Origin of the sequence: Phascolarctobacterium succinatutens CAG:287, from assembly GCF_000434895.1 — a bacterium.
Classification (GTDB): Bacteria; Bacillota; Negativicutes; order Acidaminococcales; family Acidaminococcaceae; genus Phascolarctobacterium_A; species Phascolarctobacterium_A succinatutens_A.
In genome coordinates, this window is record NZ_FR892819.1 from 14,661 (window position 1) to 27,569 (window position 12,909).

Genomic DNA, 12,909 nt, shown 5'->3' on the forward strand with positions numbered 1-12,909 from the left:
CCTCATCCTCCTTGCTTAAGGATTATGTTTCTTTTTATTTTTTTAGCTTTCTTGCACGGGTTTCTACCAAGGCTCTGCCTTGGTACGAGAAACCCATAAGTGCGCCTAATGCTACGCGTAGGAAGAGAACGTAAAAATCGTTACTCATTTATTATATTTTAGCGCATAAATTCTATGGTTACAATAGATTGTTTTTATATTTACCTATAAAAAAGTCCTGGCTTATGAGTGCCAGGACTTAATGTTAAAGCTTTGATTCATTTATACTACACGTTTTATAGAAATATCTGAAGTAATCTGGTCCAGTTTCCCATAATCCAGCTTCAAAATCATATAGGGCTTTATAAGCTTCGGGATTTAAGATTTTGTGTCTCGTTTCCTGCCAGGAAATACCTTCTTCATCAGCCATATCCATAATAGCATCAGTCAAAATCAAATCTGCACAAAACCTTTCTTGTTCGGTACTTTTATCCGTAACTGCCTCTAGTTTATTACAAACTACTCCTTCAAGCTTAACACCATTTATTTTTAACATCTCTACAATATCGTTAACAGCACACTCGTCACTACTTAAACTTAACATATCATACGTATCTTCAATATACTTCCATACACCATACGTCTCAAACAATTTATTAGTATCAGCAGACGAAACTTGCAATTTTTCGCAGAACATTCTAAAGATACGTACTTCAAAAAAGATAAGTTCATTTAACATGATTGCGTTCCTCCTTAATACTAATATTGTAGCTTACACACTAAAAAACAACAATACATTCAACTATGCTATATTGATTTTATTAATACCGCTTCAGGTTAGTTCACCTATTTTATCGTACCGGTACTTTATAGGCAACAATATTTTCCAAAGATAACGCTCGCGTCGTAAGGTAATATGTACCTACGCCATTAGTCCATTGCATTTCTATTGTTGTGGTAATCCATTGTCTGTCTAGTAAAACTTCAAAAATACTACCACAATGCAATTCTCGTTCATCTCCTTCTCCTTTAATCACATATCTATCAGTTCGACGATTGTATACTAATTGTTTCATATCGCTGTACTCCTTCCTAAAATTGACTTTATAAATTGTACCCTACTTATCTCTATCATGCATAGTATGTTGTTTTGCGTAGAGCTTATTAGATGTTTGATATATTATTGTTAAGAGAGTAGGGGCGGAGTAGTGTTAATGGATTTTTTGCCTTGTTGAGCAGAGGAGGAAACAGACACTGCTCCCTATAGCAGCTCAAAAAATGAGTTACTATAGGGTATGCTTGGTTGGCTAATCATCGCCCCGCCGTCGTCGTGAGGTATCCATCCACCCATCTCCTGCATATGAGTTACATCAATCAGCTAAAATCAGTCCTAGCCGTCCGTAACCTACCCCGACGTAATGTCGCCTGATTACCATACCGCGCCGTTATGGCCGCGCACGCCACTAAACGATCCTGGTAGGAGAGGTATGCCAGTCTGTCCGCTTGTCCAGGCGTCAGATCGTTGCGGTTGCTTGGGCGGTGTCCGCTACACCGGCGTTTTTTTGTGTTTCGCCTCGGCGGCGACCGCAGTGTTAGTCCGTTAACCACTACAGCAATCCTAGATAATCTATTGCCTAAATTAGATTAATGGTGTATAATCTAAGTAGCTAATTGGATAGGCGTTCTGGCTAGATTATTGTCGGCTTGAGCGCTTATTTTATTTTGGGGGACGACTACATTTTGAGTACACTTTGACTCCGTTTCTCCAAAAACTGGATAAACTGGGTATAAAAAAGGTAAAAATTATAAACAAAAAGCACTATTCCATTAACTGATAAAGCTAATGAAATAGTGCGCAAAAAGAAGTTAAATAATTGCGGCGCTGGGATACCAGCACTACATATTGTTTAAAGTCTTCTGTTTATGACCTCTATGCACTATATCTAGTGCATAGAGGTTTTTTGGTTCTATAATAAGTGTTGGAAGTATTGACTTAATCCAAGTCAATACCCCAACACTTATTATAGAACCGCTTTTTTATATGTAATTGAGAATTTATGGGCTGCTAGGGGCTAAATCAAGCTATACTTTTCAAAAACTATGCTGTTTCTCAAAAACTGATTATGTATAACCACCGAATAATAAAAACGATTATAAAAAACCGTTGACAAAACATGGCGGTGGGTATATAATTAAGACATACTAAGTTAGGATAGTAAAATGAGTAACAAAATGGAGGGATTAAATTGGCTAACGATATTTTGAATACAAAAATTAATGAGGCTACTTGGGAAATTAAAAACACATTGAGAATGAATGGCCTCCAAGACAACTACTTTACTTTTAGTTCTATTGTATTCCTTCTCTATAAGGCAAGTATCAGAATTGATTCCCATGATCTGAGTTACAACGATGTTTTATCAACTTTAAATGAAAATGAAAGAATGGTTGTAATGGATTCAATGTTTTTACGTAATCATGAAGTTGAGATTTGGGAACAAGTCAAAGGATTGTCTGTAAAATATACGCCTGCAGTATTCGCTCAAATACTTTTAAATACAGAGGACGAGAAATTTGGTCGATCATATGGGTTCATTGATAGGCCTAAGTGCTTTATTGGGCTTTTAGAAGAAATCCTAGATATTCACGATGGCGAAAAGTTTTTAGAGACTTCTTGTGGTATCGGAGATACCTTGATTGCTCTGAGCCAAAAGTATGACTGCAAATTCACTGCATACGAAGTTGATTCGATGGCCAAAGGCATAGCTAGTATTAGATATGGTCTGCTGAATAAGGCATGCACAATTATTAATAGACCGTTTTTACATTTGGAACACAAGCGTAATCTTGATGTAAAGCCTTGTTATGATAAAATCCTCTCTATGCATCCTCTGGGGTTAAGGGCTGCATTTAGTGGCTTAACTGAGGAAGGATATGTTGAATCTATTAATAATGAGTTTTGCTACCAAATTTTAAAAAGTGGCACCTCCTTAGATTGGCTTTATGCTATAGGTGCAGAAAAGGCTTTAGCAGATAACGGTAAAGCGGTTTTGCTTGTTGCCGATGGTTGTTTAATGAATGGCCTAGATGAGCAGCCTAGGAGATACTTTGTAGAGAATGGCTTGCTTGAAGCTGTTATTAGCTTGCCACCCAAGCTATTCTCTGTAATTGGTGTAAATCTATCCCTGTTGGTTTTGAGCAAAGGTAATAAATATACCCGTTTGGTTAACGCTAGAAAGTTCTATCAGCCTGGCAGAAGACAAAACATTATGTCCGCTGAGGACATTTCTAAAATCATGGATGCTTATCACAATGGTGGTAAATATACCGTTGATATTACGGCCGGCGATATTCAGACTAATTCCTACTCCTTGAGTCCCGAAAGATACATGGCTGTAGATACTATTGACCTAAAGAATCCTGTACCATTGGCTAGTGTGGTTGATAGCTTTGGCCGTACAGCTCCTTTAAATGCAGCACAACTCGACGAATTGGCTTCGGATGAGCCCACTGATATTAAATATGTTAGATTGGCGGATGTGCAAGATAATATGGTTAACAAGGAATTACCTTACCTAAAAGCTGTGGATAAAAAATATGAAAAGTACTTCTTAGAAAATGACGATATGTTGCTCTCTAAGAATGGTTACCCCTTTAAAGTTGCTATAGTAAAAGTTGCAGAAGGTGAGAAAATCTTGCCGGTGGGCAATATGCATGTCTTAAAGGTAAATAAAAATAAGCTTGATATAGTGTACCTAAAGGCATTTTTGGAGAGTTCCAAAGGCATTGGACTCCTGAAGAGCGTTGTTTCTGGAACCACTATTCCAGTTGTAAACCTAGCAAGCTTAAAGAAAATGCCTATTGAGCTACCTACTATGGAGCAGCAGAAAAAGATCACTGAGAAATATAAAACCATTAGCGATGAAATCGCTCTGTTGAAGCTTAAGATTGAAAGGGCCAATGATAGATTGGCCAGAATCTTGGACGAAGAGGATGGTGAATAGAATTGCTGAATGTTGAAGAATTGATGGAATTGGAAGAGAAGTTCCGCAAGACTATTGCTGAAAAGTCAGAAGAAATTTTGTCAAAACTAAATAGGGATGGCAAATTGGAGGAAGTACTAGAGTTATTGGGACTAGCAGATTTATTGGCAGATGATTGTGCATATAAACCTTACAAGACGGGGAAGGTGTTTATTGTTGGACAATGTGAAGTAAAAATGCAACAATTACTTGGCCTCATAAAAGGTATGGGATTTGACAAGAATCGTTTTGAGTTCTGCTTAGACTATGATGATGTCAAACGCTTTAATTTTGAAAAGTTATTCTGGAGACCGGAAAATACTTTGGTCCTTGTTGGTCCAATGCCACACAAAACATGCGGTACAGGTGATTATAGTAGTGCCATTGAAGCAATTACTCAGAGACCTGGCTCACCTAATGTTATAAGATGTGGTAGTAATTCACTCAAAATGACAAAGAGCAGTATTCGTGATGCACTGCAGCAGGCATTGGATTTAGGAATGGTTGTTGCTTAAAGTAGTTAATAATTGAGTAGATGGTGGTGAGGGCATGAATTTAAACTATGTTTTACAGGCATTAAAACCATATATGAGAGACAATAATGTGATTTTATTGCCTGGCTTTAATGTGGCTTTTAAATATTTGGGTGAAGAACTAAAGCATGAGATTCAGAATGAATTGAGCTCTAGAGGATATGTTTTTATTAACATGAGTTCGGTTGATTATGATTCTCGGATTAATGCGGGTAGAGGTGAGTTAGTTAAGCCAAATAATACTGCTGATGAGATAACATATTATCCCGCATCTAATGAGGTAAAGCAGAGCAATGAAATATTGTGTGCCCTCATCAAAAGAGGCAACGAAAAAGCAAAGAATGATATATGCATAAAAAACCAAAGGCTTGTGTATATGTTTGCGACTAAGTATTTAAACTTTGCTGGAAATGATTTGGAGTTAGAAGACCTGGCGCAATATGGTATGATGGGCTTGTTGCGGGCCACTGAAACTTTTGATAGTAGTATTGCAGAAAAATTTTCCACATATGCAGTGCCTTGGATAAAACAACATATTTTAAGAGCCATTTATGATAATGGATTTACTATTAGAGTACCTGTACATCTGATGGAAATCATAACTAAAGTGACTGCTTTGGACAACAGATTATACCGTGAGGGAATAGATTTACCAGAGAGAATTACCAAGATAGCGATTGAACTAGATATAGACACCGCAAGAGTTGAAGAAGTAATGGTGATACGCAACTGTTACCTTAATACTGTCTCTTTAGATGTGCCGGTTGGGGAGGAAGAAGAAACGGTATTGGGAGAGTTCGTTTCTGATGAAGGTAAACCGTCCGTGGAAGATCAGGTAATGGCGGCAGCCTTAAGAGATTCCATTGATGCAGCACTATCTCAATTGAAAAGCAAAGAAAGGGATATAATTATAGAGCGCTTCGGTTTAGATAGTGGGCATCCCAAAACTTTGGAGTTGATTGGGCAAAAATATGGCGTGACCAGAGAACGCATTCGACAAATTGAAGCAAAAGCATTGAAGAAATTGCGTAGCCATCATTTTAGGCAGCTCTTTAATGATTATTACGAGGAGAGGTGAGCATATGCAACAATATTTTGTTGAACTAATAAAAGCTAAATTAGAGAATCTGTATATAGATGAGAATACTATTGTTGTCCTGAAGGGGTTTTCAAAGGATGTTTTGGCCGCTTTTGGTTGCGAAACAGCTGATTTGCAGGCAGCCGTAAAGAATAAAATAATGTATTTTGCTAGTGTGATTTCTAAAAGAAAGTATATTTCTTATGAAGAATACCTTTTGCTGGCAACTTTTATACAGGAACAATTCAATAATGTATATGTAGTGAATAATAACCTCTTCATGAACAAGTACCCCTTGAATGTGTGCTTTGATGAGGAGACAAAGAATAATCTTTTGAACCATTATTTGGTTACTGATGATGATTCACAAGATGATTTAGCAATTGGTAATATTGATAAATACGTTGAGATTTATGATGATTTCCAAAGTGTAAATGGCCAAATAGTGGGTGCATATTGCGCTTTGAAGGCTGGTGATGAAACAGGGGTAACACAGGTTAATGTTTTTGACTCTAATGTTGAGAAGCTCACTGTTAAGGATAATGCAGTTCAGGAAATATTCTATTTGAACGAAGAGAATGATTTCATTAGTTTAGTTCTAAAGGCTGAGTCTTTGGCTGGAGAAATATTTATTGACATTAATGGATACGTTGGAGATAGATTTCTGTTAGAGGAACATTTGGCATATTTAGCTAGCATTATTAGAGATAGGGCTAGTTTATATTTTGTGTCTTTGGAGTCCGAAGAAGAAGGCTATAACAGCAGAAAAGAGTTCACCCAAATATTAAAAAAATATTGGGGCTATGATAGTTTTAGAGAATTACAGGTTTACAATCTGAAGAAACTCAACGATGGTAAAGAACGAGAGATTGTTAGCATCTCTCAGGAAAGAATTATTGCTAACCTAACGGATGAAGCCGAAAAAGCAAGCAATAACCAAAGCTATAGAGATTTGTTTGTTACTGCTCCGACTGGCTCAGGAAAATCTGTTATGTTCCAGATTCCTGCTATTTATTTAGCTGAAAAGTATAATTACCTTACAATAGTCATTTCACCTTTAATAGGCTTGATGAATGATCAGGTTTATAATTTGAGCAAGCGTGAATACAAATATGTTGAAACGATAAATTCTGACCTTTCTAATATCGTAAAGGAAGATATTAGGCGCAAGGTTGCAGAAAATAAGATTCACATTCTTTACATTTCCCCCGAAACCTTATTGAGTCGTAGTGACATTACTAGTTTAATTGGGGACAGGACTATAGGCATGGTTATTGTTGACGAAGCTCACATTGTTACTACCTGGGGAAAGCAATTCAGACCTGACTATTGGTATTTAGGTGACTATATTCGCAAACTGCGTAGAGAGAGGGACAAAAAATTCGTTGTTGCCACTTTTACGGCCACAGCTATTTACCATGGTTTTGAAGATATGTATTCTGAAACACTGAATAGCCTGCATATGATTAATCCTATTACTTATTTAGGCTATGTGAGGAGAAATGACATAAAGATTACTATTAATAGACTAAAACCTCCTCCTGGAAAACCTGTTGAATATGAGCTGGATAAGTTTGATGAGATTATGCAGATTGCCAACGAAGCGGTCGTTACCTGTAAAAAAACCTTAATATATTTCCCAACCGTAGCCTTAATTAACAGATGTGAAGAATTCTTGCGGGCACAGAACCCGTTAGTTGCAAAATACTTGGCTGTATACCATGGTGCCTTGAGCAAAGATAGAAAAAGCGACGCATATGAGGGCTTTAAAAAGCATTATGATAGTGGGAACCCAGATTCTCCTGAGAATGAAGGCATCAGATTTGTAATGCTTGCCACTAAAGCTTTTGGTATGGGTGTAGATATAGACGATATTGAAAAAGTCGTTCATTTTGCTCCTACCGGCAATGTATGTGATTATGTTCAGGAAATTGGTAGAGCCGCCAGAAAAGAAGGGTTAAATGGTGAGGCTTATTACCACTATAATAGCAGGGATTTTAAACACATTAATAGATTACATGGCCTTTCTTCTATTAGAAAGTCTCAGCTTATTGAAGTAATTAGCAAGATTGTCGAATTGTACAAGCGTTCTTTGGCTGGTAACGGTGGTCGACCAACCCGCAAGCGTCACTCTATGCTTCTTGATGCAGAGAACTTTGCTTATATTTTTGGTGACCCAAGGGGTGATGAGGATAATACTATTAACAAAGTAAAAACTGCTTTGTTGATGATTCAAAAGGATTACGAAAACCAGAAGGGCTATTCTCCGATTTATGTAAAACCTATTCCCATGTTTGCTAATGGCTACTTTCAAATTAGTAGTGTAATGCAAGAAAAAATAGCAAATAGATTTCCTGGATGCGTTAGCCGCATAGATACAAAGTTCCCCGACATATGCAAGGTTAACCTGAAAAGAATTTGGGAACAAGCGTACCATAGTATGTCCTTTCAAAAGTTTAAATATTTGCTTTATACCAAGAGTGATGAATTGTCCTTCAATAAGAAGTTTGATTTAACTGCTGCCCTTCAAGTGAAAATAGATTTTCAAAGTAATGCCAAGGCTTTGTATAAAAGACTATGGGGGGTTTTTGAAAATATTATTTATAAGCATGTTGAAGATGGTAAATACGTTAGTGTTAATACCATTGCGATGGAATTCAAGAGACAAGCTAATATAGAAGAGTACAAGGCTCGGTCTATTACAGAAGTTATTATTGCGTCCATGGATTCGTTCCGTAAAAGATATATGAAACAGCCCACCAGAATTGTGCAGGAAATGTCCAATAGAAAAGGTGAGATAACATATTGTTTCTTTAGTGCTGTAAACCATTATTTTGCCTGGGTTAGCAGAAGGTTTGATGACATAATCCGAGAAACGATAGATGGTGAACTGTATTTAATTGATAATGCCAACAGCAAGGCAGGCGAGTTCTCTACTGTTTTGGGCGTATTAGAGGCTATGGATGTTCTTTCTTTTGAAATGCTGGGTGGAGCTAATAGTCAACTATATATTTATGTTACCCAGATTCAGCATTTAATAAACATTCTGAGCATGCCTAAAAACTACGATAACAAGCTATTGAATAGAGTGTATGAAAGGCATTTACTGGCTGTAAAAATGCTCACATACATTTATGAAAGCGATTTTTCTAGTGACGAAGTATGGGATATTCTTGAAGATTATTTCTTAGGTAATGTGCCAGAGATGGTCAAAATTGCCTGTCATAGAGAAAACCCCAATATTACCTTTGATTGACTGTTGCTTTAAGGTTGAGCAAATATAAAAATGGATGGAGCAACCAAAATAGTAGTAGCTCCATCCATTTTTAAGAAAGCTATCAAAACTTTCAACTTGGTACTGTCAATAGTTTTGCGCAAATTTCTTCAGACATCCTAGCAGAAGTTTAGTATATAAGTTTAACGGTTAGTGCACTTCACCGTTAAATATCAATTAGCTTCTGCTTGAGATACCTTTGCTTATTAAGTTAACTGTTTTTAAGATATTTTTGCTTCATAATATAGTTCTTCGGCAAGCATATCTGTTAGATGTTTCATGTTCAAGTAACGTTTTTTGCCCCAATCATTGCTGGCTATATAACGCAATCTTGCACATACAAGCATCAATGCTGATTCACCATCAGGAAACGTGCCAATCACTCTTGTGCGACGCTTTATTTCTCTGTTTACACGTTCAATAACGTTATTGGTACGTATACGTAGCCAATGCTCTGACGGAAAATCCATATAGGTCAAGGTTTCCTCTAAACCATTTTCTAGTTTGTCGGCAGCCTTGTTAAGTTTCATCTCACGTAATCTGGAAATTACTGATTTTGCCTTTTCTTTAGCTGCTGCTTTATTCTCCTGAGCATGAATTGCTTTGAGCATCTTGGCAACTTCCTTGACAGTTTTATGTGGTACTACAGAGAATATATTACGGTACATATGCACCGTGCAGCGTTGGTATCTGGCATTTGGAAACACTTCACCTATGCTTTCTACCATGCCTAAATTTTTATCGCCAATTATAAGTTTTACGCCATCTAAGCCACGGCTTTTCAGCCATACAAAGAAATTTTTCCAGCTTTCGGTATCTTCTTTGAGGCCCTCGGCTGTACCTATAACTTCTCTGTATCCGTCTTCAGTGACGCCAATAGCAACTAATACAGATGCGTTTTCAAAGGAGCCTCCCCAACATCTCTTTAGGAAAATACCATCTACAAAGACATAGGGACACTTTTCTGTAAGCTTTCTGGAGCGCCATTCTTCAATTTGAGCAAAGCATTTTTGATTCAGATTGCTAATGGTTTCGGCTGAAACCTTCTGTCCCCAGAGAATCTCTGTAATACTTTCAACACGACGCATAGAAACTCCGGCAAGATACATTTCTACCAAGGCTTCTTCTACGGAGCATTCACGTCTTTGGTAGCGCTGAATAATAGCAGACTCAAAAGTAAGACCTTTTAATTTAGGCACTTTTAAAGTAACGTCACCAGCTTGAGTAGAGAATGATCTTTCGTAATGTCCGGCACGATAACCTTTTCTTGTTTGGTCGCGTGCGTAGCGTTCAGCTTATACAAGTTTGTCAGCCTCAGCGTCCAAAAGAGCATTGAGAGTTTCTTCTACACTATTTTTTACAATAGTTTGCAATTCGTTGTGGATAAATTGCTCATTTAATTGTATAATGTTACCAGACATAGATTCTACCTTCTTTCATGTTTTGTGTGGTAACTTAATTGTAAGCAAAGGTAGTCTTTATGTCTATCTTTTTGAATTGAATTTGCGCAACTTATTATACGTTATCAATATCATGGGTTACTATCACATAAACGATACTGGAAAAGGCGTTATCATCAAGGATTTTGACAATATCAGCGAGGATTATAAAATGCCTCCTATTGATTACATCAAAGAATATTTTGAAAGCAAAAGAGGAATTGGCAAAAAGAATCTTGAATGGCTTGCTAGTATGGATGTCTATCATCAGTTAGCATATCTTGCCCTGAATGATTACCGGCTTTCTTATATTGTAAGCAATTTGGATGAAAAGACTCCGGAAGCTTTTTGTAAAAAATATGATGAAAGCTATAGCAATGAATTTTCTTCTGATGTGGCAGATATTTTCGAGTGCTTGTTTTGTTATAGGTTTGGGTATCCTTTCGGCTGCTTTAAGGGGATTTCGGATTATGATGGAACTATTATGTTTTTCTGTAATGTGCAATATCCTCCTAAAACTTATAATAAGAAACTAGGAGAGTTGACTGAAGTTGTTTTCATCAAAGAACTCAGAGAGTTTTTCTATGAGCTTTTTAAAGACGACTATTATAAAACAGTGGAACTTGAATTATGTGAAGAATACATTAAGGAGTAAAGGCAGTCATTTTATAATTTAATGTTGAGAAATAAAAACAGCGATAAAACCGGCATAAAGATATAAGCTTCAACCTTGCTTAATGTTCTAACATAAAAAATGACATTATAATATTTTTATGTTATAATAATAAAAAATATGTTAGAAAGGAGAGAGCGAGATGGAGAAATTCTTGAAAGATATTTTTGGAATAGATGCAGTGTGCAAAAAATTTAGCGATTTTGCTAGCTTAAGCCGTTTGCTTGTTGAGGCTTACGATTACGTTTTGGTAGAAATAGATGAAGTGAAATTCCTGGCTATAGCTCCTGTATATGAGCAGCCTACGATTCCTACACTGGTTAATCATATGAAAAAAATAAGCAGTGAGAAAAATTTACCTGTCGTTTATCATCCGAGAAGCTTAACATATTCTAAAATGAAAGGCTTGCTTCAACAGAAGGTTCCTTTTATTGTGGATGCCAAGCAAGCCTATCTGCCGTTTTTGGGAACGTTTTTGCAAGCGGTCAGCGACGAAAAAAATGAAAAAGTAAAGTTCTCACTGCCAGCGCAGCTTTTGGCAATGATGTATCTTTATTCTCGCGAGCCTTTCCTCTATATAAAAAAAGCTGTTGAGTTTTTGCCGTATTCTGCTATGAGTATAACGCGAGCAATGCGTGAGCTTGAAGCCAGCGAATTGTTTTACGTAGAGAAGGACAAGCAGAGTAATGTTTTGCGCAGTCAGTTAGCGAAGCAGGAACTGTTTGAGGAATTGAAAGCAAGATTTAATTCACCGATATGGAAGTGTGGATATATAGATAATGGATGTCTTGTGAAGGAAATGGTGCTGGCCGGGGAAGATGCGTTAGCTGAAAAAAGTATGCTTGCCAATACTTTGCCTGCTAAGTATGCTACGTATAGAAAGAATGTTGATTTAAGTGTCCTGCATAGTGAATTACTTGATAACAAAAAGCAAAGTGAATTGCAATTATGGTCATATAATCCGTTGCTGTTTTCGCAGCTGGATATACCTGATCCGATATCTTTAGTTCTGTCGCTAATGGATATTCATGATGAACGCGTCGAGCAGGCGCTGGATGGAATTATGGAAGAAGTTTGGGAGGGACAGCATGGTACCTGGATTAAAAAGTTTTAAAGAAAGCTTTAGTGACTTTATGGATCAATATGTTATCATAGGCGGTGCTGCTTGTGATATCTATATGGAAAGTGAAGACAGTTTTTTTAGGGCTACTAAGGATTTGGATATTGTGCTGATTGTAGAAGCGCTTACACCGGAGTTCGTCAGCAAATTTTGGCAGTATGTACAGACGGCTGGATATCAGCATATTGACAAGAGCAAGCAGAAGCCAGAGTTTTACAGATTCAGTAAGCCTATAAGCAAAGAATATCCTGCTATGATAGAATTGTTTAGCAGACCGCCGTATAATGTGGAGTTAAGCTTTGCTGCTAATGTTGTTCCTATTCATGTTGATGATTCGTCAATCAGCTTATCAGCTATTTTGCTGAATGATGAGTACTATGAGTTCATGAAGTCTGGCAGGATTAGTATTGATGGTATAAGCATCTTGGATTATCAATATATCATTCCGTTTAAGGCAAAAGCTTGGCTAGATTTATCTGAGAGAAAAATTTCTGGCGAGAGTATAGACAGCAAGAATATTAAGAAGCATAAGAATGATATTTTTCGTTTGTCTGCTCTGCTTCTAGAAGGTAAGTCCTTGAGTTTACCTGATAAGATTGCTGAGGATATGCTGGAGTTTATTACAAAGGTAGCTGATGAGCCTGTCGATATGAAGAGCTTAGGACTCAAGGGTATGAAAGTTGAGAGCCTGTTGGAGCTTATTCGTCAATACTACATGTTGCGTTAGAAAAAATCGCTGGTACTACCGTGATACTATCAGATTGTTGATTCGTCTGCAATCCGACTCCCGA

At 37.1% G+C, this 12,909-nt stretch carries 9 protein-coding genes and 1 pseudogene; 7 read left to right on the forward strand and 3 right to left on the reverse strand.

The window, feature by feature from the left end; all coding sequences use genetic code 11:
• Positions 1-244: 244 nt before the first annotated feature.
• Together BN587_RS11525 and BN587_RS09705 are read right to left on the reverse strand one after the other, a co-directional pair.
• On the reverse strand, positions 245-718 hold the full coding sequence (locus BN587_RS11525) for a DUF3791 domain-containing protein (protein ID WP_021720930.1): 474 nt from the start codon (positions 716-718) through the stop codon (positions 245-247).
• A gap of 112 nt (positions 719-830) precedes the next feature.
• Positions 831-1,055: a DUF5348 domain-containing protein gene (locus BN587_RS09705; RefSeq protein WP_021720931.1), complete on the reverse strand. Its 225-nt coding sequence runs from the start codon at positions 1,053-1,055 to the stop codon at positions 831-833.
• Positions 1,056-2,225: 1,170 nt separating this feature from the next.
• Between BN587_RS09705 and BN587_RS09710 the strand changes: the two genes are divergently transcribed.
• Genes BN587_RS09710 through BN587_RS11530 form a run of 4 tightly spaced genes read left to right on the forward strand, consistent with a single transcriptional unit; the run spans position 2,226 to position 8,868 of the window.
• A complete protein-coding gene (locus tag BN587_RS09710; RefSeq protein WP_021720932.1) occupies positions 2,226-3,983 on the forward strand; it encodes an N-6 DNA methylase in 1,758 nt (585 codons plus the stop codon).
• A 2-nt stretch (positions 3,984-3,985) separates the two neighbouring features.
• On the forward strand, positions 3,986-4,516 hold the full coding sequence (locus BN587_RS09715) for a hypothetical protein (RefSeq protein ID WP_021720933.1): 531 nt from the start codon (positions 3,986-3,988) through the stop codon (positions 4,514-4,516).
• 34 nt (positions 4,517-4,550) lie between these two features.
• The gene (locus BN587_RS09720) at positions 4,551-5,612 is read left to right on the forward strand and encodes a sigma-70 family RNA polymerase sigma factor (protein WP_021720934.1); all 1,062 of its coding nucleotides are present in this window, start codon (positions 4,551-4,553) and stop codon (positions 5,610-5,612) included.
• Positions 5,613-5,616: 4 nt separating this feature from the next.
• Entirely contained in the window at positions 5,617-8,868 is a 3,252-nt protein-coding gene (locus tag BN587_RS11530) for a DEAD/DEAH box helicase (protein ID WP_021720935.1), read from the forward strand.
• A 239-nt stretch (positions 8,869-9,107) separates the two neighbouring features.
• Here the strand turns inward: BN587_RS11530 and BN587_RS09730 are convergent.
• Positions 9,108-10,307: pseudogene (locus tag BN587_RS09730) on the reverse strand (IS256 family transposase).
• A gap of 112 nt (positions 10,308-10,419) precedes the next feature.
• Here BN587_RS09730 and BN587_RS09735 point away from each other — a divergent pair.
• The 3 genes from BN587_RS09735 to BN587_RS09745 all read left to right on the forward strand — a co-directional run bounded on the left by BN587_RS09735 (position 10,420) and on the right by BN587_RS09745 (position 12,845).
• Positions 10,420-10,980, forward strand: a complete 561-nt coding sequence (locus tag BN587_RS09735) for a hypothetical protein (protein WP_303684962.1) — start codon at positions 10,420-10,422, stop codon at positions 10,978-10,980.
• A gap of 160 nt (positions 10,981-11,140) precedes the next feature.
• Positions 11,141-12,112, forward strand: coding sequence for a hypothetical protein (locus BN587_RS09740; protein WP_021720939.1), 972 nt, complete (start codon positions 11,141-11,143; stop codon positions 12,110-12,112).
• Positions 12,087-12,845, forward strand: coding sequence for a hypothetical protein (locus tag BN587_RS09745; protein ID WP_021720940.1), 759 nt, complete (start codon positions 12,087-12,089; stop codon positions 12,843-12,845). The genes BN587_RS09740 and BN587_RS09745 overlap by 26 nt, the downstream gene beginning before the upstream one ends.
• Positions 12,846-12,909: the final 64 nt, after the last annotated feature.